Below are 26,525 nucleotides of genomic sequence, written 5' to 3'. Positions count from 1 at the left end.
TGCGCGCTCGGAGGGTCGTTGCTAGTGCTCGTCTGCCAGCGCGAGCTGGATGTAGACGGTGGTCAGGAGGGCGAAGACGTAGGCCTGCAGCACCGAGACCAGGATCTCGAAGAAGGTGAAGGCCGTGCCGAACGCGAGGGTCACGGCGCTCGCGGCGATCCACCAGCCGCCGAGCTCGACCATGAAGAAGGCGGTCGCCGAGAAGAACAGCACCAGGAGCAGGTGCCCGACGATCATGTTCATCAGGAGTCGGAGCGTCAGCGTCACGGGCCGCAGCACGAACATCGAGACGAACTCGATGGGCGTGACGATGATGTACAGGAAGGGCGGGACCCCGGGCGGGAAGAGCGCGTTGCGGATGAAGGTCCACGGGTGCTTGCGGAGGCCGGCCCAGATGAAGGCGATGTAGGCGGCGATCGCGAGCACGAGGGGCATGCCGATCACGGAGTTGGCCGAGATGTTGATGCCCGGCACGATGCCGGTCAGGTTCATGAAGAGCACGAGGAAGAAGATCGTCGTGATCAGCGGCAGGAACCGCTTGCCGTCCTTCTGACCGAGAAGGTCCTCGACGATGCCCTTGCGCACGAACTCGAGGCCCATCTCGATCGTGCCCTGGAAGCGGCCGGGGACCAGCTGCATCTTGCGGGTGCCGAGCCAGAACAGGATGAAGATCAGCGCGACGATGACGAGCCGGAGCAGCATAATGCGGTTCAGCTCGAAGGGGGTGCCCTCGAACAGGATCGCCGGCGGAAAGAAGTCCATGATCGACGGACCCTTGAATTCCGGGGTCTCCGTCGCCGGAGTGGTCGCAAGAGCGAGGATGGGGATCAGGGCAGCAGCGCTCAGGGGAGTCTCCAGCATCGGGGCGGGGCGTGAGCCATCGCGGCGATCGGCGGCGGTGTCACCACCCTACCAAGAGAACGGGGGCCCGCCGAACGCGAAAAGGGGTCGCGACCGGGCCTTCCAAGCTTTCTCTTAGCCGAGGCGGGCCGGACACCGTTCAGAGGTCGGGGATCTCGTCCTTGCCGGGCAGGCGGACGTCGCTCACATAGGGCACGCGCGAGCGCGTGACGGCGACGATGTCGATCACGAGTCCGCCGAGCACCGCCGCCACGAGCGTGAAGAACAGCACCGTCGGCTCGACGAACGCGGCGTCGCGCAGCGAGAAGACGAGCACGAGGAAGACGATGAACTTGATGATCCAGGCGCCGATGACGATCCCGAAGTACGCGGGCGAGAGCAGGTCGCTGCCGGTCACCCGATCGGCCAGCAGGATGCTCGCCGCGGTCAGCCCGAGGAACACGAAGCCCATGCCCGCGCCGATGAGCGCGCTCAGCATGCCCTCGAGCTCGGCCACGAGCGCGCCGACGACGCTGCCCACGATGGCGATGGCGAACGACACGCCCGCCCCGTAGACCAGGGCGCGGCGCAGGACGGGGGCGGCGGTGGACGGGCGCTCGGCGTTGGAACGGGCGGCGGTCATCGGGTCTCCTCCGGTCGGGCTTCGGCGAGGTGCTCGGGCGCGGGCGCGTCGAGCTCGTCGCTCAGGGGGTCGGGGGCGGCAGCATCCAGCGGATCGAAACGGGCCAGTGCCGCCTCGCCCTCGGGTGCCGACTGGGCGGCGGCCTCGATGCGCTTGCGGCGGCTGAGAGGCGCGAGGGTGACCGCGGTGCAGGCGATGAGGCCGACCACGACCGCCGTCAGCGCCCACCACCAGGGCCAGAACAGGAAGAGCAGGGCGCCCACGGCGACCACGGCCGTCCAGGCGTAGAAGATCAGCACGGCGTGGAAGTGGGAGTGCCCCATGTCGAGCAGGCGGTGGTGCAGATGCTTGCGATCGGCGCTGAACGGCGACTTGCCGGCTCGAAGCCGCCGCAGCACCGCGAGGCCGAAGTCGAGCAGCGGCACGATCAGCACGGCGAACGGCAGGGCCAGGGGGATGAACGCCGGCACCAGTTGGCTGCGGTCGATGCCGGGGTCGATCTGGCCCGTCACCGAGATCGTCGACACGGCCATGAGCATGCCGACGACGAGGGCTCCCCCGTCGCCCATGAAGATCTTGGCGGGGTGCCAGTTGAACGGCAGGAAGCCGGCGGTCGCCCCCAGCAGCACCGCCATCACGAGCGAGGCGAGGTTGAACGCCGTCTGCGCGGTATCGATCGACAGCAGGTAGCTGTAGATGAAGAACACGGTGCCCGCGATGATCGTCACCCCGGCCACGAGGCCATCGAGGCCGTCGATGAAGTTGACGGCATTCATCACGAGCACGACCGCGAGCACGGTGACGATCAGCGACAGGGTGGGCGAGAGCACCGTGATGCCGCCGTCGGGCCCGATCGGCAGCGAGGTGAGCTGCAGACTCGACCAGGCGAGGAAGCCCGCGATGAGCAGCTGCCCGGCGAGCTTCGTCATCCAGTTGAGGTCGTAGAGATCGTCGACCACCCCCAGGCCGAGCATGACCAGCGCGGAAGCCACGATCGCGATGATCGGGAATGGGTCGGCGTAGACCAGGTCGAACCAGCTGATCTGCGAGGCGATGACGAGGGCAGTGACGATGCCGATGACGATGGCGATGCCGCCGAGGCGGGGCGTGGGCGTCGTGTGCACATCGCGATCGCGGATGCCCGGGTAGAGCTTGAAGCGGTGGCTGAGCCGCAGCACCGCCCACGAGGCTCCGAAGCTCACCACCCCCGCGATCAGGGCGACGAGCAGGTAGAAGGTCACGCCGCCCGATCCGCGCCCGCGACGCGGAGGATCTCGGCCTCGGGGATCGCCCCCTGGCGCAGGATGCGGAGCGTGCCCTCGGGCAGGTGCAGGCTCGTCGCATCGACGATGGTGGAGACCCGCTCGGCGGCGTCGCCCTCGAGCGCTCCCCCGTCGAGGACGACCGAAACGCGGTCGCCGAGCATCGCGAGCGCCTCCTGCGCGGTGGTCGCGGCGGGCATCCCGCTGATGTTCGCGCTCGTGACGGCGAGCGGGCCGGTGTCGGCCAGCAGGTGGCGCGCGTGGCGGTTGTCGGGCATGCGGAGCGCGACCGTGCCGCGCGACTCGCCGAGATCCCAGGCGAGCGACTCGCGGGCCTCGACGACGACCGTGAGCGCGCCCGGCCAGAACTCCGCGACGAGGGCCTCGATCGGGGCGGGAACGCTCTCGGCGAGCGCGTTCAGGGTCGGGATGCCCGGGATGAGCACGGCGGGCGGCGCCTCGCGGCTCGCCTCCTTCGCCGTGAGGAGGCGCTCGACCGCGGCGGGGCGGAAGGCGTCGGCGGCCAGGCCGTAGACCGTGTCGGTCGGGATCACCACGAGCTCGCCGCGCCCGATGGCCCCGCGCGCGGCCCGCAGGCCCTCGAGAAGCTCGCTCTCGACGGAGCAGTCGTACACGGCGGTCATGGTGCGTTCATCGTAGTGGGGCAGACTGTGGGCCGTGACCCTGCTCTACGTGTTCGACATGGACGACGTGCTCTACGACTACGACTGGCGCACGCGCATGGCCGACCTCACCGCGCTGACCGGCCACGACCTGCACGAGCTGCGCCGCCGCTGGTGGATCAGCGGCATGGAGTGGGAGGCCGAGGCCGGCGACCCGAGCGACCCCGACGAGTACCTGCGACGCGTGACGGGCATCATCGGGGCCGAGATCTCGCGGGAGGAGTGGGTGCGCATCCGCTCGGAGGCGACGCAGCCGCGCCCCGCGGCCCTCGCCGCCGTGCGCCGCGCCGCCGAGCTGGGCCGGGTCGCGCTGCTGACCAACAACGGGATCCTCATCCACGAGCACCTGCACGAGGTCGCGCCCGAGCTCGTGCCGATCATGGGCCGCGAGAACATGCACGCCTCGGCCGCGTTCGGCGCCCGCAAGCCCGACCCGCTCGTCTACGAGCGCATCCTCGCCCACTACGGGGCCGCTGCCGCCGACACCTTCTTCACGGATGACCGCATCGAGAACATCGAGGGCGCCGAGTCGATCGGCATCACCGGGCACCTCTACGTCGACGAGGCATCGCTGCTCGCCGCGATCGAGGCCTTCGCGGCGGAGGCGCGCGCCGCATAGGGCCGCACTGCGCCATCAGACACCTCGGCGTCGTGGAGTTTTTTCAACGGTTCGAGGTCTCATCACACCGAATCGGACAACTCACATTGTTCTGAGGGTGCGAAGTGTCCGAACCAGTGTGAGTTGGCGAAAGTAGTGGTAGGGAGTGTCTTGTTCACAGCCCGCTCGGGTGTGCAGGCGCGTCACGCGCGATCACCGGGGAACACTCGGCGGTGAAGCATGACGGTCACTGGTAGGAACACCAGACACACGATAAGCGCGAGTAGCCAGCGGCCGAACCCTCCCCACACGCTCACGGGCACGATAAGCAGAAATGAGGCGGGAGCAACGATCAGGATGCACGCCACATACGAGACTCGAACCCGCCAGGAAGGGCTCGCAGGCAGCCTGCCTGGTTCGGTCACGACCGTTCGCTCCGAAGAAGTCGTTCAATGATTGCAGGGATGCGCGCCGTCACGGCGACCCAGAAGAGGTCGTCATTTATGCCGACGTAGCCAGCGTGCGCGGCGATGTTGCGGGTGGCCTTGATCGCGGTGATCTCGTCCTCGGTCAGTGACTGGGCGAAGGGGGCGAATTCGGAGCGTTCGAGTAACGCTGCGAGCCGAATGACGACCATGCTTGCCACGTCGTAGTGCGCCGAGCCTTCGGAGAGCGTCTCTCGCCCACCGGCGACGACAGACTCGCACCGTCGAAGGATGCGCTGCAGCTCTGCCCGAATGTTCTGTCGATCGGTGCGGTCGCGGTGGGCTCCGTCGCTCCGGGGCCGCGGCTCGAACCGTGGCACGTCGCCCATGCCCATCACAGGCCGACCGCTTCGCGAGCGGCGTCGATGACCCGGGGAGCGTCGGAGGTGTCGGCGACCACGTCGACCGGGAAGCCCGTCATGACACGCACCTCCTCCGCGAACAGCGCCAGATCGAGCAGGTCGACGTGGGGACGGGGCGAGACGAGAAGGTCGATGTCGCTGTCGAAGTGGTCCTCACCCCGGACGATCGAGCCGAACACCCGAACCCGCTCGATGCCGCGCTTCGCCGCAAGCGCCGAGATCTGAGACGCGAAGTCGGCGAGGGGCAGCGAGGGTCGATAGTCGGCCGCGCGCAACACGCGCTCGAGCATCTCGTCCGAGGGCGTGCGCGTGTCCCTCTCCATCTGCGCGAGGCTCGGCTGACTGATGCCGGCCCGGCTGGCTAGCTCGCTCTGCGTGAGGCCAGCATCCAGCCGCGCCCGGCGGATGAGTCGGCCGGGTTGCCTCGTCGAGAAGCGAGCCACGCGGTGACTATATCACCGCGCAATATTGACGCCGAAGGTGCAACGGCTCAGCGGTGGGCGGTCGTCGCGCGGTCGCGGCCGAGCAGGTCGCGGTGGGTGGCGATGGCCGTGAAGCCCGCCGCGCGCACGATGGCGGCGATGGCCGCGCCCTGCAGCTCGCCGTGCTCGATGACGAGCGTGCCGCCCGGGCGCAGCAGCCGGCGCGCGGTGGCGGTGAGGGCGTGCACGGCGTCGAGCCCGTCCGCTCCCCCGTAGAGCGCGGCGGGCGGGTCGAACAGCCGCACCTCGGGGTCGCGCGGCACGGCGCCCTCGGGAATGTACGGCGGGTTGGAGGCGACGACGTCGACGGTGCCGTCGAGCTCGGGCAGCGCATCCGCCAGATCGGCGACGACGAGGCGCACGCGCTCGTCGCCCCAGCGAGCGACGTTGCGGGATGTCCAGGGCACGGCCGCGACCGAGTTCTCGACCGCGATCACCCGGGCGTGCGGCACCTCGACCGCCATCGCCAGCGCGATCGCCCCGCTGCCGCTGCCGAGGTCGACGGCGAGCGGCTCGGGGCTCGGCACGGCGGCGAGCGCGTCGATCGCGAACTGCACGACGAACTCGGTCTCGGGCCGCGGCACGAAGACACCCGGGCCGACCGCGAGCTCGAGGGTGCGGAACGGCGCGAGCCCCGTGATGTGCTGCGCGGGTTCGCGCGTCGCGCGCCGCTCGATGTACTCGGTGATCGTCATGACCTGCTCGGCGTCGACGGGCGCGCCGATCAGGGCCTTCGCCTGCACCTGTCCACGGCTCATGCCGAGCACGTGCCCGATCAGCAGGTCGGCGTCGGCCTCCGGGCTGGGCACGCCGGCCTCCGCGAGCACACCGATGGCGTGCGCGCGCAGGGCGGCGAGGTCGGGCTTCGACACGGGATGCTCGGGGCTAGGCCGCGCCGTCGCCGAGCGCGGCGAGCCGGGCCTCCTCGTCGGCCTGGATGCACGACTCGACGACCGGCCCGAGCGCCCCGTTCATGACGGCGTCGAGGTTGTAGGCCTTGTAGCCGGTGCGATGGTCGGCGATGCGGTTCTCCGGGAAGTTGTACGTGCGGATGCGCTCCGAGCGGTCCATGCCGCGGATCTGGCTCTTGCGCGCGTCGCTCGCCGCCGCGTCCAGCTCCTCCTGCTGCTTGGCGAGGATGCGGGCACGCAGCACGCGCATCGCCGCCTCGCGGTTCTGCAGCTGGCTCTTCTCGTTCTGCATCGACACGACGATGCCGGTCGGCAGGTGGGTGATGCGCACGGCCGAGTCGGTGGTGTTGACGCTCTGGCCGCCGGGGCCGCTCGAGCGGTAGACGTCGATCTTGAGGTCGTTCTGGTTGATCTCGACCTCTTCGGGCTCATCGACCTCGGGGAAGACGAGCACGCCCGTCGTCGAGGTGTGGATGCGGCCCTGCGACTCGGTCGCCGGCACGCGCTGCACGCGGTGCACGCCGCCCTCGTACTTCAGGCTCGCCCAGACGCCCTCGGCCGGGTCGGCCGAGGAGCCCTTGATGGCCACCTGGACGTCCTTGTAGCCGCCCATGTCGCTGCGGGTGGCGTCGAGCAGTTCGACCTTCCAGCCGCGCGACTCGGCGTAGTACGAGTACATGCGCAGGAGGTCGGCGGCGAACAGCGCCGACTCCTCGCCGCCCTCACCGCCCTTGATCTCCATGATCACGTCGCGCCCGTCGTCCGGGTCGCGCGGGATCAGCAGGCGGCGCAGCTTCTCGGCGCGCTCGCCGATCTGCTGCTCGAGCGCGGGGATCTCGTCGGCGAACGCCTCGTCGTCCTTCGCGAGCTCCTTGGCCGCGGCGAGGTCGTCGGTGGCCTGCTGCCACTTGGCGTGCGCATCCACGATCTGGCTCAGCTCGGCGTAGCGCCGGTTGAGCTTCTTCGCGCGGGCGGCGTCGGCATGCACGGCCGGGTCGCCGAGCTGCTCCTGCAGAGCCTCGTGCTCGGCGACCAGGGCCGCGATCGAATCGAACACGGCGTTCCTAGCCGTCGACGTGCGACGGCGCCTGCGGCAGCGACTTCTGCACGGCGACGAGGAACTCGACGTTCGAACCCGTCTCCTTCAGCTTGCCGAGCACGAGCTCGAGCGCCTGCTGGGTGTCGAGGCTCGCGAGCGCGCGGCGCAGCTGCCAGGTGACGCGCACCTCGTCGGCGCCGAGCAGCATCTCCTCGCGGCGGGTGCCGGAGGCCGAAATGTCGACGGCCGGGAAGATGCGCTTGTCGGCGAGCTGGCGCGAGAGGCGGAGCTCCATGTTGCCGGTGCCCTTGAACTCCTCGAAGATCACCTCGTCCATCTTCGAGCCGGTCTCGACGAGCGCGGTCGCGAGGATGGTCAGCGAGCCGCCATCCTCGATGTTGCGCGCGGCACCGAAGAAGCGCTTCGGCGGGTAGAGCGCGGCCGAGTCGACCCCGCCCGAGAGGATGCGCCCGCTCGTCGGCGCCGTCACGTTGTACGCGCGGCCGAGGCGGGTGATCGAGTCGAGCAGCACGACGACGTCGTGGCCCAGCTCGACGAGGCGCTTCGCGCGCTCGATGGCGAGCTCGGCGACCGTCGTGTGATCCTCGGCGGGGCGGTCGAAGGTCGAGGCGATGACCTCGCCCTTCACCGAGCGCTGCATGTCGGTGACCTCCTCGGGGCGCTCGTCGACGAGCACGACCATGAGGTGCACCTCGGGGTTGTTCTTCGCGATCGCGTCGGCGATGGCCTGCAGCACGAGCGTCTTGCCGGCCTTGGGCGGCGAGACGATGAGGCCGCGCTGGCCCTTGCCGATCGGTGCGGCGAGGTCGATGATGCGGGTCGACAGCGTGGCCGCGTCGGTCTCGAGGCGCAGTCGCTCGGTCGGGTACAGCGGCGTGAGCTTGCTGAACTCGACACGGGCGGCGGCCTCGTCGATGGTCTGGCCGTTGATCGAGTCGACGCGCACGAGCGCGTTGTACTTCTGGCGGCCCTGGCTCTCGTTCTCGCGCGGCTGGCGGATCGCGCCGACGACCGCGTCGCCCTTGCGCAAGCCGTACTTCTTGACCTGGCCGAGCGAGACGTAGACGTCGCTCGGGCCGGGCAGGTAGCCGGTGGTGCGCACGAAGGCGTAGTTGTCGAGCACGTCGAGGATGCCCGCGATCGGGATCAGGATGTCGTCGTCGCTGATCTCGGGCTCGATCTCGTCGCCGCCCGGGCCGCGCTTGCGGTCACGGCCGCGGCCGCGGTTGCGGCCGCGCCCCTCGGCGTCCTGCTCGGCGCGGTCGTTCTGCGGGCCGCGGTTCTGCTGGCCGTTCTGGCCGTTCTGGTTCTGCTGGCCGCCCTGCTGCTGGCGGGGCTCACCGCCCTGCGGGGCCTGGCCGTTCTGGCCGTTCTGGCCGTTCTGGCCGCGACCCTCGCCGCTCTCGGCACGGTCGCCGCCCCGGCGGTTGCGGTTGCGGCTGCGACGGCTGCCGGATGCGGCGCCGTCCTCGCCCTCGGCGGCGGGCTCGGCGCCCTGCTCGGCGGGCTCGGCGGGCTCAGCGGCGGCGCTGGCGGTGTCGCCGGCGGTGTCACCAGCGGTCTCCCCCGCGGCGACGGGCGCCGGGGTGAGGGTGTCGGTGGTGGCGCGGCGCGAGCCGCGGCGGCGCGGGGACTCGGCGACCGCGGTGTCGGTGCTGGCGGTGTCAGTGCTGGCCGTGTCGGTGCTGGCCGTGTCGGTGCTGGCGGTGTCAGTGCTGGCGGCCCCGGCGGCGATCTCGACGGCAGGAGCCTCGGCGGCGGGGGCCTCGGCGCCCTCGGCGTTCTGGGTCTGGGTGATGGCGTCCACAAGCTCTCCCTTGCGAAGTTTGGACACGCCGACGACGCCGAGCTCGGTGGCGAGCTGCTGCAGCTCGGCGAGCTTGAGGGCGCTCAGGTCGGCGGGGACATCCGCACTCGAGGCACGGACGGTGGGGTCAGTCACGGGTTGGTTTCCTTTCGGCTCCGGGCGCAGATCGCCACGGAGAGGGCCCGCTGCCTCGCGATCGCGACGCCGAGGCGGGTGCGCGGATGAGACCGGAAACTGCGGAATCGACCGCGCGAACGCTGGTGGCGCGAGGGGAAGCAGCGGGGCTGCTGGTGAGTGCTCGGGCTGAGGGCGGGCTAGGCCACGACCTCGGCCGGATGCGCCACCACTGTAGCACCCTTGAAATCGACGGCCAGCATGTGCACGGTCCACGGCGTGGTGGACTGCCGCTCGATGACGGCCGCGGCCTCGACGCGCTGCGCCGGGTCGCTGCACAGCACGAGCACCGAGGGGCCGGCGCCGGAGACGACCGCCGCGAAGCCCTCCGCCCGCAGCTGCTCGATGAGTGCGCTGGTCGCCGGCATCGCGCTGGCCCGATAGGTCTGGTGCAGCTTGTCCTCCGTCGCCGCGAACAGCAGCTCGGGACTCTGGATGAGCGCGGCGATGAGCAGCGCGGAGCGCGAGACGTTGAAGATCGCGTCCTCGTGGGGCACCGACTCGGGCTGCAGCGAGCGGGCGAGCGCCGTTGAGACGGTCACGCTGTCGGGCGCCGCCACGAGCAGCGAGACGCCGCGGTGCACGGTCAGCCGCTTGTGGCGCGGGCCCTCGGGCGTGGTCCACGCGATCGTGAGTCCGCCGAAAAGGGCGGGGGCGACGTTATCGGGATGCCCCTCGAGCTCGGTCGCGAGCCGCAGGAGCTCGTCGCCGTCGATGTCGACGATGCCGTCGAGGAGGCCGCGTGCCGCCATGAGACCGCCGACGATCGCCGCGGCCGAGGAGCCCATGCCGCTGCCGTGCGGAATGACGTTGCGGGCCACCAGATCGAGACCGGGCAACTCGATGCCGCGGTCGGCGAAGAGGTGCGCGATGGAGCGCACGATGAGGTTCGAGGCATCGGTCGGCACCTCGCCCGCTCCCACCCCGTGCACCTCGACGGTGGCGCCGGGCTCGTCGCGGACGGCGACCTCGAGCTCGTCGTAGTAGGCGAGCGCGAGGCCGAGGGTGTCGAATCCCGGCCCGAGGTTCGCGGAGCTGGCGGGCACCCGCACGGTGACGCGACGACCCCGCAGGCGCGCATCACCTCCGGTCACGCGCCGACCCTCTGCAGCCCCAGCACCGAGGCGACCTCGGCGGTGTCGACCGGCACGACCGTCGGCGAGACCTCGGAGCCGTCTTCGCGGCGGAGGGCCCACTGCGGGTCCTTCAGACCGTGCCCGGTGACCGTGAGCACGACGGTCGATCCCGCGGGGATCGCGCCGGCCTCGGCCCGCTCGAGCAGGCCGGCGACCGAGATCGCCGACGCGGGCTCGACGAAGATGCCGACCTCCTGCGAGAGCAGGCGGTGGGCGACGAGGATGCCCTCGTCGCTGATGGCGCCGAAGAAGCCGTTGCTGTCGTCCCGGGCGGCCAGCGCGAGCTCCCATGACGCCGGGTTGCCGATGCGGATGGCGCTCGCGATGGTCTCCGGCTTCTTCACCGGCTCGCCGAGCACGATCGGGGCGCTGCCGGCCGCCTGGAAGCCGAACATGCGCGGCAGCTTCGTGGTGACACCGCGGTCGAGCTCCTCGCGGTACCCGCGGTGGTAGGCGGTGTAGTTGCCGGCGTTGCCGACGGGGAGGATGTGGAAGTCGGGCGCATCACCGAGCACCTCGACGACCTCGAACGCGGCCGTCTTCTGGCCCTCGATGCGGTCGGGGTTCACCGAGTTGACGAGGTGCACCGGGTAGTTCGCCGACAGGTCGCGGGCGATGTCGAGGCAGTCGTCGAAGTTGCCCTCGATCTGGATGATCTCGGCCTTGTGGGCGACGGCCTGGCTGAGCTTGCCCATCGAGATCTTGCCCTCGGGCACGAGCACCGCGGCGGTGATGCCGGCGTGGGTCGCGTAGGCGGCGGCCGAGGCCGAGGTGTTGCCGGTCGAGGCGCAGATGACGGCCTTCGCACCGTGCTCGACGGCCTTCGAGATCGCCATCGTCATGCCGCGATCCTTGAACGACCCGGTCGGGTTCATGCCCTCGTACTTCACGAACACCCGGGCACCGGTGCGCTCGCTGAGAAAGCGGGCGGGGATCAGCGGCGTGCCGCCCTCCCCCAGGGTGATGATCGGGGTCGCGTCGCTGACGTCGAGACGATCGCGGTACTCGTGCAGGAGCCCGCGCCACTGGTGCGCCATCAGAGTCCTTCTCCTCGCAGAACGCTCGTCACCGCGGTGACGACGCTGCTGCTGCTCAGGGCCGCGACGGTCGCGGCCAGATCGGCTTCGACCGCTTCGTGCGTGCCGATGACCAGGGTAGCCTCGCCGACCGAGCCCGAGCCGACGGGCGCGGAGACGGCCTGCTGAATCGTCTCCACCGAGACGCCGTGCTGCTGCAGGATGCCGGCGACCGTCGCGAGAACGCCCGGCTCGTCGGCGACCGTCAGCGAGATCTGGTAGCGCGTGGTCGCCGCGCTGATGGGCAGCACCGGCAGGTCGGCGTGCGTGCTCTCGGCCACGCCGGGGCCGCCGACGACATGCCGACGGGCCGCCGAGACCACGTCGCCGAGCACGGCCGACGCGGTCTGGATGCCGCCCGCCCCGGCGCCGTAGAACATGAGCGGACCGGCGGCCTCGGCCTCGACGAAGATGGCGTTGTTGGCGCCGTGCACCGCGGCGAGCGGGTGCGCGAGCGGGACGAGCGCGGGGTGCACGCGCGCAAGAACGCCGGGCTTGCCCGTCACCGGGTCGTCGAGCAGCTCGCAGATGGCGAGCAGCTTGACGACGTACCCGGCCTTGCGGGCGGCGACCACCTGCTCGAGGGTGATGTCCGTGATTCCCTCGCGGTGCACCGCCTCGGCCGGCACCAGGGTGTGGAAGGCAAGGCTGGCCAGGATCGCGGCCTTCTGCGCCGCGTCGTAGCCGCCGACGTCGGCGGTCGGGTCGGCCTCGGCGTACCCGAGGGCGGTGGCCGTCGCGAGCGCCTCCTCCATCGACTCCCCGTGGCTATCCATGCGGTCGAGGATGAAGTTCGTCGTGCCGTTGACGATGCCGAGGATGCGCTGCACGCGGTCGCCCGCGAGCGAGTCGCGCAGCGGGCGGATGATCGGGATCGCGCCGCCGACGGCCGCCTCGTAGTAGAGCTGCGCGCCGACCTGCGCGGCAGCCTCGAAGAGCTCGGGGCCGTGCGTGGCGAGCAGCGCCTTGTTGGCGGTGACCACGTCCGCGCCGGAAGCGAGAGCCTGCAGGATCAGCGTGCGGGCCGGCTCGAGGCCGCCCATGAGCTCGACGACGATGTCGGCTCCCACGATGAGCGTCTCGGCGTCGGTGGTGAGCAGCTCGCGCGGGATCGCGGTGTCGCGCGGGGCGTCGAGGTCGCGGACGGCGACGCCGATCAGCTCGAGCCCGGCGCCGATGCGGGCGGCGAGCTCATCGCGATGCGTCAGCAGCTGGTCGGCGACCTGGGCGCCGACGCTGCCGGCGCCGAGCACGGCGACGCGGAGGGGTCGGTAGTCGATCACGGCGGGATGGGTCCTCTCAGGAGAGCGGGCTCGGGTGAGCGTCCGCCGCGGGAGCGACGGCGGGGGTGGGAGTCAAGAGGGTATCGCGGCGCAGGAGGTCGGCCTCGGTCTCGCCGCGCACGATGACGCGGGCGGCGCCGTCGCGCACCGCGACGACGGCGGGCCGCGCCAGATAGTTGTAGTTGCTGGCGAGCGAGAAGCAGTAAGCGCCCGTCGCGGGCACGGCCACCAGGTCGCCGGGCCCGACGTCGGCGGGCAGATAGGCGTCGCGCACGACGATGTCGCCGCTCTCGCAGTGCTTGCCCGCCACGCGGACGAGCACCGGCTCCGCATCCGAGGCCCGCGAGGCGAGCGCGACCGAGTAGTCGGCGCTGTACAGCGCGGGGCGGGCGTTGTCGCTCATGCCGCCGTCAACGCTGAGGTAGCGGCGTACGGCCGAGGTCTGCTCGTCGAGCGCGACGACGACGTCCTTGAGCGTGCCCACGGCGTAGAGCGTCACGCCGGCGGGGCCGATGATGGTGCGGCCCGGTTCGACGGCGATGCGCGGCATCGGGATGCCCAGCTCACCGCACACCCCCGCGACCGCCTCGACCAGCGCGTCGGCGACCTGCTCGATCGCGGGCGCCTCGTCCGACTCGACGTAGGCGATGCCGAAGCCGCCGCCGAGGTTGAGCTCGGGCACCTCTCCTCCGGCGCGCAGCTCGGCGTGCAGGGCGAGCAACCGGCGGGCGGCCTCGAGGAAGCCGTCGACGGCGAAGATCTGCGAGCCGATGTGCGAGTGCAGGCCGAGGAACGACAGGCTCTCGTGCGCGCGGATCGCGGCGACTGCGTCGGGCGCGTCGGCGAGCGGGATGCCGAACTTCTGGTCTTCCCGGGCCGTGGCGAGGTACTCGTGGGTGTGGGCGTGCACGCCCGAGTTGATGCGCAGACGCACCGGCTGCACCCGGCCGTGGCGCTCCGCCGCGGCCGCCACCCGCTCGACCTCGAGGAGCGAGTCGATGACGATCGCGCCGATCCCGGCCGCGACGGCCCGGTCGATCTCGGCCAGCGACTTGTTGTTGCCGTGCAGCCCGAGACGGGCGGGCTCGACGCCGGCGGCGAGCGCGACCGCGAGCTCTCCGCCGCTGGCCACGTCGAGGTTGAGGCCGGCCCCGACCATCCAGCGGGCAACCTCTCCGCTGAGGAACGCCTTGCTGGCGTAGTAGACGGTGGCGCGCGTGCCGTGACGCTCGGCAGCCGCGGCGAACGCGGCCCGGGTGCGGGCGGCGCGGGCGCGGGCATCCGCCTCATCGATCACGTAGAGCGGGGTGCCGTGCTCGGCGGCGAGCGCCGTGAGCGGCACGCCCCCGAGCGTGATGGCGCCGTCGGCTGCGCGATGGGCGCTCGCCGGCCACACGTGCGCGGGCAGCGCCGCGGCATCGGCCGGAGGCGCGAGCCACGACGGGGCGAGCGGGTTGGCGGACACGGACGACCTCACGACGGCGTTCGATGGCGGACGTGCTGCCGCGCGGTGCGGCAGCCGGTGCGACAGGGAGGGTGAGGCGAGCGAACCCGGCTTGGTTCCTGAAGCCGGAGCCAGTTTAGCCGCGCGCGACGCGGCGATTTATGCGCAGGGTGCCGCGCGCAGCAGGGCGATTTCTGCGGGGGTGCCGCGCGCGGCGCCGCGCCCCTCCGGGCCATTCGCCCCTGGCGCTCGCCGACGGAGGCGAGCAGACTCGCGTCGGGCGCGCGACGGCGGCGCAGAGCGGGAGGTCGGCATGTCGGACATGACGCTGCAGTTCTGGGGGGCGGCCGAGACGGTCACCGGCTCGCGCACGGTCGCGGAGGCCGGCGGGCGACGGGTGCTCGTCGACTGCGGGCTCTTCCAGGGTTGGAAGACGCTGCGGCTGCGCAACCGCGCGCCCTTTCCGGTGCCGCCGGCGAGCATCGACGAGGTCGTGCTCACCCACGCGCACCTCGACCACAGCGGCTACCTGCCGGCGCTGGTGCGCGACGGCTACGCGGGCCCGATCCGGGCGACGGCGGGCACGGCTGAACTGCTGGGTCTGCTGCTGCCCGACTCGGCGCACCTTCTCGAGGAGGAGGCCGAGCACGCCCGGAAGAAGGGTTACTCGAAGCACGAGCATCCGACCCCGCTGTACACGGCGCAGGATGCGGAGCTCGCCCTGCAGCGTGTGACGCGCCACCCGACCGACGTCGCGGTGCCGCTCGGCGCGGGGCCCGACGCCCCGACGGCGACCTGGCTCCCCGCCGGGCACATCCTCGGCGCGGCGCAGGTGCGGCTGCAGCACGGCGGACGCTCGGTGCACTTCTCGGGCGACCTCGGTCGCATGGACGACCTGCTCATGCAGCCGCCCCGGCCGCTCGAGCCCGCCGATGTCGTCGTCGTCGAGTCGACCTACGGCGACCGCGCGCACCCCCACGTCGACCCCGAGGCTGAGCTCGGCGCGGTCGTCGACCGCGTGCTGCGCCGCAGTGGCGTCGTGATCATTCCCGCGTTCGCGGTCGGCCGGGCGCAGGCGCTGCTGCTCCTGCTCGCCCGGCTGCGGCGGCGGGAGGCGATTCCCGACGCTCCGATCTACCTGAACAGCCCGATGGCGGTCGACGCGACGGCGATCTACCGGGCGCACCGCGATGAGCTGCGGATCGCGGACGACGACTACGACGCGATGCAGGACGTGGCGCGCATGGTGCGCACTGTGGACGATTCGAAGCTGCTGAACCTGCGCGGCGGCCCCATGGTGATCATCTCGGCGAGCGGCATGCTGACCGGCGGGCGGGTGCTGCACCACCTCCTCGCCTACGGCGACGACCCGGCGAACGCGATCCTGCTCACCGGCTACCAGGCGGCCGGGACCCGCGGCGCCGCGCTCGCGGCCGGCGAGGACCACCTGCGCATCTTCGGCCGCGATCGTCCGATCCGCGCCGAGGTGGTGCAGCTCAGCAGCATGTCGGCGCACGCCGACGCCGACGCGATCATCGACTGGTTGCGACCCGGCCTCGGGGCGTCGACACGGATCGTGCTGAACCACGGCGAGCCGGAGTCGCTCGACCGGCTGCGGCGGCGCATCGCCGACGAGCTGGGGCGCGAGGCGATCGTCGCCGAGCAGGGCATGACGCTGCCGGTCTGAATAGGGCCCGAGCGGTGCGCGCCGCTACCCGCAGGTGCCGAGGGTCGAGAACTCGGGGCCGTCGAGCGCGACGTCGGCGGCCTGCAGCACGACGACCAGCTGCTCGTCGCCGACCTGCACGGCCGTCAGCTCGAGCGCCCGGGGCAGGTACTGCGCGACGCAGAACCGCTGGCCGGCGAGCAGCGGGTCGACGATGCCCCCGAACTGCTCCTGCAGGTCGTCGACGGGAAGGCGCTCGTCGCCGAGCACCACGCTCGAGGGTGTGAACAGCAGTTCACCGTCCTCGACGGTCGGGGTCAGGCCGAGGCCGATCGTGAACGGCACCCCGAAGAGGTCGAAGCCGACTTCGAAGCGGACCTCGCGCTCGTCGAGGCGCACATCGGTGGCGATCGCGCCGGAGAGAGCGCCGACGACGGCCGCGACATCGGCCTCGGAGACCTCGAAGACCGCCTGCACCGCGTCGGTCGGCTGCGTCGGGTCGAGCGGCGTGCCTTCGACGACGAGCGAGAGGTCTCCGCGCAGCTCGCCGACGGCCAGGTCGGGCACCGCGACGACGACGCGCTCGAGCTCGCCTCCGATGGCCTGCAGCAGCACGGGGCCGCCCTCGATCGCGACATCCACCGGATGCTCCGCCTCGAGCTGCAACGACTGGCGCACCTGCTCGGCGATCAGCGCCTGCGCCTGCGCGCGCGCGACGTTCTCGGCGATCACGGCCGCGACACCGAGCACTGCGACGACGCCCACCACGACGATCGCGGCGATGAGACCGCGGCGGCGCGGGCGGGCGGGAGCGGGCGCGGCGGCGACCGCCTCGGCCTCGGCGGTGCCGGCCTCGGGCGCGCCGGCCTCGGGGACATCGGGCGGCGTCCCGGCTTCGCGCGTCGGGTCGCTCGCGGTCGGGTCGGCCATGGTCACATCCGTTCGGGAGCGGAGACGCCGAGCAGGCTCAAGCCGTTGCGCAGCACCTGGCCGGCGGCGTCGTTGAGCCACAGGCGCGTGGCGTGGATCGGCCCGACCGGCTCGTCGCCCTGCGGGGTGACCCGGCAGGTGTCGTACCAGCGGTGGTACGAGGCAGCGAGCTCCTCCAGGTAGCGGGCGACCCGGTGCGGCTCGCGCAGCACGGCCGCCTGGGCGACGATGCGCGGGAACTCGGCCAGCGCGCCGAGCAGCACGCTCTCGGTCTCGTCGGTCAGCAGCTCTCCGCCGAAGACGCTGCGGTCGACGCCCGAGGCGGCCGCGTTGCGCGCCACCTGGTGCGTGCGGGCGTGCGCGTACTGCACGTAGAACACCGGGTTGTCGTTGGTGCGCTTGCGCAGCAGCTCGGGGTCGAGGGTGAGCGGCGAGTCGGCCGGGTACCGCGCGAGCGAGTAGCGCAGCGCGTCGGTGCCGAGCCACTCGCGCAGGTCGTTGAGTTCGATGATGTTGCCGGCCCGCTTCGACAGGCGAGCTCCGTTGATGCTCACCAGCTGGCCGATGAGCACCTCGATGTCGCGCTCGGGGTCGTCGCCCGCGGCACCCGCGAGCGCCTTCAGGCGGTGCACGTAGCCGTGGTGGTCGGCTCCGAGCAGGTAGATCTTGCGGGCGAAACCGCGGTCGCTCTTCGAGAGGTAGTAGGCGGCGTCGGCGGCGAAGTACGTGTAGATGCCGTTGCCGCGCTTGATGACGCGGTCTTTGTCGTCGCCGAAGTCGGTCGTGCGCACCCAGATCGCGTCGTCGGCATCGAACACGTGGCCCTGTGCGCGCAGCCGGTCGACCGCCTCGTCGATGCGGCTCTGGCCGGTCGCGGTGTCGATCGCGTGCAGCGTGCGCTCGCTGAACCACACGTCGAAGTGCACGTTGAAGGCGGCGAGCGACTCGCGGATCTCCTCCAGCTGCCAGCCGTAGCCGAGCTCGCGCGCGATCGCGACCGCCTCGCTGCGGGGCAGCGTGGCGAGGTCGGGGCGCTCGGCGAGAGCGCGCATCCCGAGCACCTGGATGTACTCGCCCGGGTAGCCGTTCTCGGGGCCCGGCTCGCCGAGAGCGGCCGCGAGCACCGACTCGCCGAAGACGTCCATCTGCGCGCCCGCGTCGTTGACGTAGAACTCGCTGACGAGGGTCGCGCCGCTGGCCTTCAGCACGCGGGCGAGCGAATCGCCGAGCGCCGCCCAGCGGGTGTGGCCGATGTGCAGGGGCCCGGTCGGGTTGGCCGACACGAACTCGAGGTTGATGGTCTGCCCCAGCAGCGACTCGTTGTGACCGTAGGCGTCGCCCTGCTCGACGACCGTGCGGGCGAGCTCGCTCGCGGCCGCGGCGTCGAGAGTGATGTTGAGAAAGCCCGGGCCGGCGACGTCGACCACCGCCACGCCCTCGATCTCGCGGATGCCCGCCACGAGCTCGTCGGCGAACTGGCGCGGGGGCATCCCGACCGTCTTCGCGGTCTTGAGCGCGACCGAGGTCGCCCAGTCGCCGTGGTCGCGGTTGCGCGGGCGCTCGAGCGCGATGTCGCCCACGGTGAGCGCCGCGGCCGCCGCCGCGTCGCGTCGCTCGACCGCGCTGACGACGACGGCGAGCAGGGCGGCGGCGAGCTGGTCGGGGTTCACGAGGGTCGATCCTATCGGCGCGGCGCGAGGCTCAGCCGAGGCGGCTCAGCCGAGTGCGATGAGCGCCTCGACCTGCTCGTCGAGCGGCGCATCCGCCTCGGCGTGCACGAGCAGCCGGTGCAGCGTCAGCGACGAGCCGTCGTTAGCGAGGAAGGCCGTGTCGGCGGCGTCGCGGCCCGTCGCGATGCGCAGCATGCCCGCGCGCGGGGCGAGGCCCGTCGCGTCGACCACCACCCAGCGGTCGTCGACGACCGTCTCGACGACGGCATGGAAGTCCATCGGCTGCAGCTCGGGCGCGTACACCGACACCACGCGCGCCGGCAGGTCGGTGGCGCGCAGCAGCCCGGCCAGCAGGTGCGCGAAATCGCGGCACACCCCCTGACCCGTCTCGAGAATCTCGGGCAGCCCGTCGGTCGGCGCCGTCGAGCCGGGCGTGTAGGTGAGCAGCTCGCGCGTGAGGGCGCGGGCGGCCGCGACACGCGCGCGCGGCGGCAGCGTGATGAGCCGCTCGACCGCGGCGGCGTCGACGAGCGGGCCGGCGAGCTCGTCGGATTGCACGTAGCGGCTGGGGCGCACGGCCAGGATGCGCTCCGCATCCTGCACCGCCGCCGGCGTCGCCCGCCCGCGGGCCGTGGCCTCGTAGCGCACCGCGAGCTCGCCCGCCGGCAGCGCGGCCGTGTGCCAGCGCGTGCCCGCGGGCCCGATCGTCTCGATGACCCCGACCGGCGAGCCGTCGAGCGAGACCCGCAACGACTCCTGCAGGGCGAGACCCGGCGCGTGCGCCACCGCGACGGCGAGCACGATCGTCGTCGGCTCGCCGAGCGTCGCCTCGAGGGCGCTGCTCACCCGGCGCGTGAGCGTCGCCGCGGCGGCGGTCTCGGCGTGCGGCGCGACGGTCGACATGGCGCCAGCCTGGCACGGCACCGCGACCCACGCGAGACCCGCTAGGCTGAACGAGCCTCCGTAGCTCAGGGGATAGAGCATCAGTTTCCGGTACTGAGGGTCGCAGGTTCGAATCCTGTCGGGGGCGCTGTTCCTATTGCTGCGCCGCCGCTTCTGCGGCGCAGCGTCCGGGTGACGTCCCGCTGAGTGGTGGAGTTTCTCAACACCGTGCGGGTCAGCTGTTGTGATTATGCCGCAGCGAGTTCCGGGATCGCGACCTCCTCTTCGGTGACGTTCAGGAGCTTCATGGAGTGCTCGCTGAAGTAGCGGCGGTCAGCGCCGTCCCATTCGTCGTGTTGCTCGATCAGGACGTGTCCGGCCAGGCGCAGCAACGCGGCGGGGTTGGGGAATGTGCCGACGACGTCGGTGCGGCGTTTGATCTCCTTGTTGACCCGCTCGAGCGGGTTCGTGGACCAGATCTGCCGCCAGTGTGTGGCGGGAAACTGACAGAACGCGAGGATGTCGTTCTGCGCGTCCTCGAGCATGCCGGCGATCTTCGGGTGCGACCTCGAGAGCATGCGGACGACTTCGTGGAATTGGGTGAACACGTGCTCGGTGTCTGGCTGGGCGAAGATCGTGCGGATGATCGACGCGACCATCGGCCCAGCGGTCTTGGGGACGTTGGCAAGCACGTTGCGCATGAAGTGGACCCGACACCGCTGCCATGACGAGCCTTGGAAGACGGTGTCGATCGCCGCGATCAGCCCGGTGTGCGCGTCGGAGATCACCAGCTTCACTCCGCCCAGCCCGCGGGCCTTCAGCGAGCGAAGGAACGCGGTCCAGAACGGTTGCGATTCGGTGTCCCCGACCTCGAAGCCGAGGACTTCCCTGCGCCCGTCGGCGGCGACACCGACCGCGACGACGACGGCTTGGGAGACGACCCGCCGGCCGACGCGGGCTTTGCAGTAGGTCGCGTCGAGGAACACGTACGGGTACGTGCTGTCCGCGAGCGGCCGATCGCGGAACGCCGCGACGTCCTCGTCGAGGTTGCTGCAGATCCGCGACACCTCCGACTTGCTGATCCCGGTGTCGGCACCGAGCGCCTTCACCAGGTCGTCGACCTTGCGGGTGGAGACGCCGTGGACGTACGCCTCCATCACGACCGCGAACAGGGCCTGATCGACCCGGCGGCGGCGTTCCAGCAGCGACGGGAAAAACGATCCCTGCCGCAGCTTCGGGATCCGCAACTCCAGCTCCCCCGCGGTGGTGGTGAGGGTCCGCAGCCGGGTCCCGTTGCGCTGCGTCGTACGGTCCGGGGAGCGTTCGAACGGGGCAGCGCCGATGAACGCAGCTGCTTCCGCGTCGATCAGCTCCTGGTAGAGCGTCTCGGTCGCGACCCGGATCCGGTCGTTCACATCGGTGAGTTTCAGTTCCCCGAGTAGCTCGAGGAGGGCAGACTGGTCAAGAGCCATCGTGCGTTTGTGTCCTTCCGTGAGATTCCTAGACAGTTCTCACTGACCATCGCACGATGGCTCACCACGTCCACGACGTGACACCCGAGCCGGGAAACTACACCAACCCAGGGGACGCCACCAGCGTCCGCTTCCGCGGCACGAGCGCGGTCGCGCCGCTGCGCGGTCTCGGCCCCCCGTCGCCCGGACCGCCGCTTCTGCGGCGCAGCGTCCGCTTCCGCGGCACGAGCGCGGTCGCGCCGCTGCGCGGTCTCGGCCCCCCGTCGCCCGGACCGCCGCTTCTGTGGCGCAGCGTCCGCTTCCGCGCGATGAGCGTGGTCATCGCGCTGCACGGTCTCGGCTCACGTAGCTCGCAGGTCGCTCCTGCGGCTGTGGCCCGACCAATGGGGCGGTTTGTGTCGTGGGGCGTGGAAAGTTCCGCCCCCCATGACACTTTCCGCACTCCGTGCGAAGAGGTCGACGCTGGGCCGCGGACTAGGAGGGCTCGGCGCCGCGGTTCTGGCGGCGCACGGGCTTCGGCGCGCGGCCTCCAAGGAACGACCTCCGAGGGTCGACCACGAAACCCTGCCGCAGCGCTTGACGGCCGATGAGCATCCGGAAGCCCATCGCGTCGCGGTTGCTCAGCGTCATCTCGGTGGTGATCGTGCGGCCGATGAGCGTGATGTCCATGAGCACGACGATGCGCTCCTCCGCGTGACCCGACGAGCTGCGCACCATGCGGCGGTCGTGAATCGGGCACTCGACGGTCACGATGTCGGCCGCCGACTTCTGCCAGGGGTGCAGCCGGAACCGCACGCGCTCGACCCCGTCGGCGCCCGCCGGCAGCGGCTCGATGTCGAAGGCGTGCACGCTCGACGAGCGCGCGCCGGTGTCGAGCTTCGCCTTGATCCAGGGCACGCCCGCCGAGGGCAGCGCGACCCATTCGCGCCACCCCGCGATGGTGGTTGAATGGGCGGGCTCAGTCACACCCTCATCTTGTCAGGGGCGCTCCATGAAACTCGCCATTCTCTCGCGTGCCCCGCACTCGTACTCGACCGGACGCCTGCGATCCGCCGCCGAGCAGCGTGGCCACCGCGTGAAGGTGCTCAACACCCTCCGGTTCGCCGTCGACCTGACCGGGCCCGAGCCCGACCTCAACTACCGCGGCAAGCCGCTGTCGACCTACGACGCGATCCTGCCGCGCATCGGCAACTCCATCACCTACTTCGGCACGGCCGTGGTGCGGCAGTTCGAGCAGATGGACGTCTTCACGCCCAATACTGCGAACGGCATCAGCAACGCCCGCGACAAACTGCGGGCCACGCAGATCCTGAGCCGCCACGGCATCGGGATGCCCGCCACCGCCTTCGTGCGCAACCGCGCCGACGTGCGCCCCGCCATCGAGCGCGTCGGCGGCGCACCGGTGGTGATCAAGCTGCTCGAGGGCACCCAGGGCATCGGCGTGATCCTCGCCCCGCAGGCCAAGGTCGCCGAGGCGATCATCGAGACGCTCCACTCGACGAACCAGAACGTGCTGATCCAGCAGTTCATCGCTGAGAGCCGCGGTCGCGACATCCGCGCCCTCGTGGTCGGCGACCGCGTCGTCGCGGCGATGCGCCGCACCGCGGACGGCGACGAGTTCCGGTCGAACGTGCACCGCGGCGGCTCGGTCGAGCCCGTCTCGCTGAGCCCTGAGTACGAGCGCACGGCGGTGAGGTCGGCGCAGATCATGGGCCTGCGGGTCGCCGGTGTCGACATGCTCGAGGGCAACGACGGGCCGCTCGTCATGGAGGTCAACTCCTCCCCCGGCCTCGAGGGCATCGAACGGGCGACGAAGCTCGACGTGGCCGGCGCGATCATCGACTACATCTCCAACGAGGTGGCCTTCCCCGACATCGACGTGCGCCAGCGGCTGTCGGTGTCGACGGGCTACGGCGTGGCCGAGCTCGTCGTGCACGCGGGGGCCGACATCGTGGGCAAGCCGCTCGGTGAGGCGGGCATCCTCGACCGCGACATCACGGTGCTGACGCTCAATCGCGGCACGACCGTGATTCCGAACCCGCGCCGCTCGCAGGTGCTGCAGGCGGAGGACCGTCTGCTGTGCTTCGGCCGCATGGAGGAGATGCGGTCGATGACCCCGAGTCGGCGCCGCCGCCGCGCCGCCGTGCGCAAGCTGCCGAAGGACGCGGCGCCCAGCGACTGAGCCCGTCGCGACTCCGAGCCCTCCGGGTCGCGGTCACCCCTCGACGCCGCGGTCACCCCTCGGTGTCAGCCGCGTGGGTCTCGAGGAAGCGGTACAGCTCGAGGTCGTCGACACCCGGGAAGGTGCCGCTCGGCAGCGGCGACAGGATGTGCGCGTGGAGCTTCGCGCTCGTCCACACCTTGCCCCTCCAGCGGCCGGCGAGGTCGCCGTCCGGCCGCTTGCAGCACGAGGGGTCGGGGCAGGTCGAGCGGTGCCGGTTCGCCGTGTCGCGGCCGCGGAACCACTTCGAGTCGGCGAACGGCACCCCGACGGTGATAGAGAACTCGTCGCTCGCGCTCGTGCCGATCTGCGTCGACTCCCAGAACGTGCCCTCGGGGGTGTCGGTGTACTGGTAGTACTCGGTCGTGCGGTTGGTGCGCGCGAAAGCCGCCCGGCTGCTCCACTTGCGGCACACCAGCTGCCCCTCGGTGGAGCCGGTCACGTCGACCGGCAGCCGCAGCCCGTCGTTCTCGTAGGCCTTGTAGACGGCCCCGTCGTTGCCGACGCGGAGGAAGTGCACGGTCAGGTCGAGGTGGCTGGTGGCGAGGTTCGTGAACCGCAGCGCGGCGGCCTCATGGGTGACGCCGAACGCGTCGCGGAAGTCCTCGACCGCGATGTTGCGGTCGGCCTTGGCCTGGCTGAGGAAGGCGACCGACTGCTCGCGCGGCATGAGGCAGGCGGCGGCGAAGTAGTTGATCTCGAGGCGCTGGCGCAGGAACTCGGCGTAGCTCGTGGGCACCTCGTGCCCGAGCAGGCGGTGGGCGATGGCCTGCAGCGCCATCGAGCGCAGACCGTGCCCGCCGGGGATCGACGCCGGCGGCAGGTAGATGCGGCCGTTGTCGAGATCGGTGACCGACCGGGCCGAATGCGGCAGGTCGTTGACGTAGACCAGCTCGAAGCCGAGCTTCTGCGCCATCAGGCCCACCTCGCGGTGGGTCAGCGCGCCGCTGGTGTGCCCCGACTCGCGCACCACCTGCTGCGCGAGCTCCTCGATGTCGGGCAGGTAGTTGTCGAGAGTGCGCATATGCAGGCGCTGCGCGGTGTTCGCGCGGCGGGCCTCCTCGGGCGTCGCGATGGCCTGGCGCTCGCGCTCGAGGAGGGCGCGATGCAGGCCCACGAGCGACTCGAGCACGTCATCCGGCATCGACCGACCCGCGCGCACCACGGGCAGGCCGAGCCCGGTGTAGTGCGGGCTGCGCTGCGCGCGCTCCAGCTCGATCTCGAGCGCGGCCCGCGGCGTGGGCGGCGTGGTGTCGAGCAGCTCGGCGAGGGTGACGCCCAGCTCGGTGGCGATGCTCGTCAGCAGGGTGACGCGAGGCTCGCGCCGTCCGTTCTCCATGAGGGAGAGCTGGCTGCCCGCCACGCCGACCCGGTCGCCGAGCTGGTCGAGGGTGAGGCCCGCCGCGGTGCGGAAATGACGGATGCGCTGCCCGAGGGTCACGAGGTCGCTCATGCCTTGACCATATCGAAAGAATGCGCATTCTTTCCCCTCGATTCGTGCCGAACCCCCGCCGGGGAGGGGACAGCATGGGGATATCGCAGGAAATCTCGTGAGGGAGACCACCATGACTCTGCTCGACCGCCCCCGCACCACCGGCCCCGTGCCCGTCGTGACCCCCGAGCGCGTCGCTGTGCGTCCCGCCGAGGTGCAGGCCTGGGTGACCGAGCAGGCCGCCCTCCTTGAGCCCGCCGACATCGTCTGGGTGACCGGATCGACGAGCGAGCGCCACGAGCTGCTGCAGCTCCTGGTCGCCAACGGCACCATCGAGCAGCTCAACCCCGAGCTGCGCCCCTACTCGTTCATCGCCCGCTCGGCCGAGAGCGACGTCGCCCGGCTCGAGAGCCGCACCTTCATCTGCACCGACGACCCGGCCGACGCCGGGCCCACCAACAACTGGCGTGAGCCGGCCGCCATGCGGGCCGAGCTCGACGGCGTCTTCCGCGGGGCCATGCGTGGCCGCACGATGTACGTCGTGCCGTTCGCCATGGGCCCCATCGGGTCGCCCATGGCCCGTTTCGGCGTGCAGGTCACCGACTCGCCCTACGTCGTCGTCAGCATCGGCACCATGACCCGCATGGGGGATGCTGCGCTCGAGGCGATCGCGCGCGGAGCATCCTGGGTGCCCGCCGTGCACAGCGTCGGTGCTCCGCTCGCTCCGGGCCAGGAGGACGTGCCCTGGCCCTGCAACGACACCAAGTACATCGTGCACTTCCCCGAGACCCGCGAGATCTGGTCGTACGGCAGCGCCTACGGCGGCAACGCGATCCTCGCGAAGAAGGCCTACGCCCTGCGCATCGCCTCGGTCATGGCGCGCGAGGAGGGCTGGCTCGCCGAGCACATGCTGCTCATCAAGGTGACCTCGCCCGAGGGGCGCAGCTACCACTTCGCGGCCGCCTTCCCGAGCGCCTGCGGCAAGACGAACATGGCGATGATGACCCCGAACCTGCCCGGCTGGACGGTCGAGACCATCGGCGACGATATCGCCTGGCTCTGGATCGGCGCCGACGGCCGCCTGCGCGCCATCAACCCGGAGGCTGGATTCTTCGGGGTCGCCCCCGGCACGGGCCTGCGCACCAACCCCACCGCCGTCAGCGCGCTGTGGGGCAACACGATCTTCACGAACGTCGCCACGACCCCTGAGGGCGACGTGTGGTGGGAGGGGCTCACCGATGAGAAGCCCGCGCGCCTGACGGACTGGCGCGGCGAGGAGTGGACCCCCGCCAGCGGCCGTCCGGCCGCCCACCCGAACTCCCGATTCACCGTGTCGGCCCGGCAATGCCCCTCGATCGCTGAGGACTGGGACGACCCGGAGGGCGTCGTGATCGACGCCATCATCTTCGGCGGCCGCCGAGCCAGCAACGTGCCCTTGGTGGTAGAGGCGCGCGACTGGGATCACGGTGTCTTCATGGGCGCCACGATCGCTTCCGAGCAGACGGCGGCCGCCGAAGGCACCGTCGGCGAGCTGCGCCGCGACCCGTTCGCGATGCTGCCCTTCGCCGGCTACAACATGGCCGACTACTTCGCGCACTGGCTCGACTTCGGTCGCCGGCTGCGGCGGTCGGCCCGGGTGCCGCGCGTGTTCCAGGTCAACTGGTTCCGCAAGGGAGCCGACGGGTCCTTCCTGTGGCCGGGCTTCGGCGACAACGCCCGCGTGCTCGAGTGGATGGTCAAGCGCATCGACGGGCAGGTCGGCGCGATCGACTCGCCCATCGGCTCACTGCCGACCGCGGGCGGGCTGAACGTCGAGGGTGTCGAGGTCGACGAGGCCGCGCTCGAGGAGCTCTTCCGGGTCGACCCCGAGGCCTTCCTCGCCGAGGCCGACGACGCCGAGCGCTTCTTCGCGAGCTTCGGTGACCGCCTGCCGGCCGAGCTGCAGCGACAGCTGACCCTGCTGCGCGGGCGCCTCGAGGCCGCGCGCACCTGAGCTCCGCCCCAAC

General features: G+C 71.3%; 23 protein-coding genes and 1 tRNA gene. 5 read left to right on the top strand and 19 right to left on the bottom strand.

Going from position 1 to position 26,525, the window contains the following annotated elements:
- Positions 1-21: 21 nt before the first annotated feature.
- From atpB to BJ959_RS11765, 4 genes are all read right to left on the bottom strand, one after another.
- Positions 22-861 carry a F0F1 ATP synthase subunit A gene (gene atpB / locus BJ959_RS11780; RefSeq protein WP_153982397.1) on the bottom strand — a complete coding sequence of 280 codons (840 nt, stop codon included), beginning with the start codon at positions 859-861 and terminating at the stop codon, positions 22-24.
- A 139-nt stretch (positions 862-1,000) separates the two neighbouring features.
- On the bottom strand, positions 1,001-1,483 hold the full coding sequence (locus tag BJ959_RS11775) for a Cg1360 family ATP-synthase-associated protein (protein WP_153982396.1): 483 nt from the start codon (positions 1,481-1,483) through the stop codon (positions 1,001-1,003).
- Positions 1,480-2,724 carry an MraY family glycosyltransferase gene (locus BJ959_RS11770; protein WP_153982395.1) on the bottom strand — a complete coding sequence of 415 codons (1,245 nt, stop codon included), beginning with the start codon at positions 2,722-2,724 and terminating at the stop codon, positions 1,480-1,482. Before BJ959_RS11770 ends, BJ959_RS11775 begins: the two co-directional genes overlap by 4 nt.
- Entirely contained in the window at positions 2,721-3,389 is a 669-nt protein-coding gene (locus tag BJ959_RS11765; RefSeq protein ID WP_153982394.1) for an L-threonylcarbamoyladenylate synthase, read from the bottom strand. The genes BJ959_RS11770 and BJ959_RS11765 overlap by 4 nt, the downstream gene beginning before the upstream one ends.
- Before the next feature lie 34 nt (positions 3,390-3,423).
- Between BJ959_RS11765 and BJ959_RS11760 the strand changes: the two genes are divergently transcribed.
- The gene (locus BJ959_RS11760) at positions 3,424-4,047 is read left to right on the top strand and encodes an HAD family hydrolase (RefSeq protein WP_341799977.1); all 624 of its coding nucleotides are present in this window, start codon (positions 3,424-3,426) and stop codon (positions 4,045-4,047) included.
- A 400-nt stretch (positions 4,048-4,447) separates the two neighbouring features.
- Here the strand turns inward: BJ959_RS11760 and BJ959_RS12485 are convergent, their stop codons facing one another.
- From BJ959_RS12485 to lysA, 9 genes are all read right to left on the bottom strand, one after another.
- Positions 4,448-4,846 (bottom strand): ribonuclease HepT family protein, encoded by a 399-nt coding sequence (locus tag BJ959_RS12485; protein WP_221234922.1) that lies wholly within the window; start codon positions 4,844-4,846, stop codon positions 4,448-4,450.
- Positions 4,846-5,316, bottom strand: a complete 471-nt coding sequence (locus BJ959_RS11750) for a helix-turn-helix domain-containing protein (RefSeq protein ID WP_341799975.1) — start codon at positions 5,314-5,316, stop codon at positions 4,846-4,848. Before BJ959_RS11750 ends, BJ959_RS12485 begins: the two co-directional genes overlap by 1 nt.
- 47 nt (positions 5,317-5,363) lie before the next feature.
- On the bottom strand, positions 5,364-6,227 hold the full coding sequence (prmC, locus tag BJ959_RS11745) for a peptide chain release factor N(5)-glutamine methyltransferase (protein ID WP_153982393.1): 864 nt from the start codon (positions 6,225-6,227) through the stop codon (positions 5,364-5,366).
- A gap of 13 nt (positions 6,228-6,240) precedes the next feature.
- A complete protein-coding gene (gene prfA / locus BJ959_RS11740) occupies positions 6,241-7,323 on the bottom strand; it encodes a peptide chain release factor 1 (protein ID WP_153982392.1) in 1,083 nt (360 codons plus the stop codon).
- A 7-nt stretch (positions 7,324-7,330) separates the two neighbouring features.
- Positions 7,331-9,268 carry a transcription termination factor Rho gene (gene rho / locus BJ959_RS11735; protein ID WP_153982391.1) on the bottom strand — a complete coding sequence of 646 codons (1,938 nt, stop codon included), beginning with the start codon at positions 9,266-9,268 and terminating at the stop codon, positions 7,331-7,333.
- Between the two features lie 179 nt (positions 9,269-9,447).
- Positions 9,448-10,401 (bottom strand): homoserine kinase, encoded by a 954-nt coding sequence (gene thrB, locus BJ959_RS11730; RefSeq protein WP_153982390.1) that lies wholly within the window; start codon positions 10,399-10,401, stop codon positions 9,448-9,450.
- The gene (gene thrC / locus BJ959_RS11725) at positions 10,398-11,480 is read right to left on the bottom strand and encodes a threonine synthase (protein WP_153982389.1); all 1,083 of its coding nucleotides are present in this window, start codon (positions 11,478-11,480) and stop codon (positions 10,398-10,400) included. Before thrC ends, thrB begins: the two co-directional genes overlap by 4 nt.
- Positions 11,480-12,802 carry a homoserine dehydrogenase gene (locus BJ959_RS11720; RefSeq protein ID WP_153982388.1) on the bottom strand — a complete coding sequence of 441 codons (1,323 nt, stop codon included), beginning with the start codon at positions 12,800-12,802 and terminating at the stop codon, positions 11,480-11,482. The genes thrC and BJ959_RS11720 overlap by 1 nt, the downstream gene beginning before the upstream one ends.
- Positions 12,803-12,818: 16 nt before the next feature.
- Positions 12,819-14,267: a diaminopimelate decarboxylase gene (gene lysA / locus BJ959_RS11715; RefSeq protein ID WP_153982387.1), complete on the bottom strand. Its 1,449-nt coding sequence runs from the start codon at positions 14,265-14,267 to the stop codon at positions 12,819-12,821.
- Positions 14,268-14,559: 292 nt separating this feature from the next.
- On the opposite strand from lysA, the gene BJ959_RS11710 reads away from it, so the two are divergent.
- Entirely contained in the window at positions 14,560-15,933 is a 1,374-nt protein-coding gene (locus BJ959_RS11710; protein WP_153982386.1) for an MBL fold metallo-hydrolase, read from the top strand.
- A 24-nt stretch (positions 15,934-15,957) separates the two neighbouring features.
- Here BJ959_RS11710 and BJ959_RS11705 read toward each other — a convergent pair whose 3' ends face one another.
- Genes BJ959_RS11705 through BJ959_RS11695 form a run of 3 tightly spaced genes read right to left on the bottom strand, consistent with a single transcriptional unit; the run spans position 15,958 to position 19,415 of the window.
- Positions 15,958-16,842 (bottom strand): LmeA family phospholipid-binding protein, encoded by an 885-nt coding sequence (locus BJ959_RS11705; protein WP_153982385.1) that lies wholly within the window; start codon positions 16,840-16,842, stop codon positions 15,958-15,960.
- A 2-nt stretch (positions 16,843-16,844) separates the two neighbouring features.
- On the bottom strand, positions 16,845-18,512 hold the full coding sequence (argS, locus tag BJ959_RS11700) for an arginine--tRNA ligase (protein ID WP_153982384.1): 1,668 nt from the start codon (positions 18,510-18,512) through the stop codon (positions 16,845-16,847).
- A gap of 45 nt (positions 18,513-18,557) precedes the next feature.
- Positions 18,558-19,415: a transglutaminase-like domain-containing protein gene (locus tag BJ959_RS11695; protein ID WP_165879012.1), complete on the bottom strand. Its 858-nt coding sequence runs from the start codon at positions 19,413-19,415 to the stop codon at positions 18,558-18,560.
- A 54-nt stretch (positions 19,416-19,469) separates the two neighbouring features.
- Between BJ959_RS11695 and BJ959_RS11690 the strand changes: the two genes are divergently transcribed.
- Positions 19,470-19,542: transfer RNA gene (locus BJ959_RS11690), tRNA-Arg, on the top strand.
- Positions 19,543-19,642: 100 nt separating this feature from the next.
- Here BJ959_RS11690 and BJ959_RS11685 read toward each other — a convergent pair.
- Complete coding sequence (locus tag BJ959_RS11685; RefSeq protein WP_166194845.1) at positions 19,643-20,866, bottom strand: IS256 family transposase; 1,224 nt, start codon at positions 20,864-20,866, stop codon at positions 19,643-19,645.
- A 474-nt stretch (positions 20,867-21,340) separates the two neighbouring features.
- Complete coding sequence (locus BJ959_RS11680) at positions 21,341-21,832, bottom strand: putative ATP-dependent zinc protease (RefSeq protein ID WP_153981993.1); 492 nt, start codon at positions 21,830-21,832, stop codon at positions 21,341-21,343.
- Between the two features lie 25 nt (positions 21,833-21,857).
- Here BJ959_RS11680 and BJ959_RS11675 point away from each other — a divergent pair, with 25 nt between their 5' ends.
- Positions 21,858-23,048 (top strand): RimK family alpha-L-glutamate ligase, encoded by a 1,191-nt coding sequence (locus tag BJ959_RS11675; protein ID WP_153981992.1) that lies wholly within the window; start codon positions 21,858-21,860, stop codon positions 23,046-23,048.
- Positions 23,049-23,100: 52 nt separating this feature from the next.
- Here BJ959_RS11675 and BJ959_RS11670 read toward each other — a convergent pair whose 3' ends face one another.
- Complete coding sequence (locus tag BJ959_RS11670; protein WP_153981991.1) at positions 23,101-24,540, bottom strand: helix-turn-helix domain-containing protein; 1,440 nt, start codon at positions 24,538-24,540, stop codon at positions 23,101-23,103.
- A gap of 112 nt (positions 24,541-24,652) precedes the next feature.
- Between BJ959_RS11670 and BJ959_RS11665 the strand changes: the two genes are divergently transcribed.
- Positions 24,653-26,512, top strand: a complete 1,860-nt coding sequence (locus tag BJ959_RS11665; RefSeq protein ID WP_153981990.1) for a phosphoenolpyruvate carboxykinase (GTP) — start codon at positions 24,653-24,655, stop codon at positions 26,510-26,512.
- Positions 26,513-26,525: the final 13 nt, after the last annotated feature.

Source organism: Microcella frigidaquae (genome assembly GCF_014200395.1).
GTDB lineage: Bacteria > Actinomycetota > Actinomycetes > Actinomycetales > Microbacteriaceae > Microcella > Microcella frigidaquae.
Note: the sequence above shows the minus strand (reverse complement) of the source record. Positions and strands in the feature narration are given on the sequence as shown.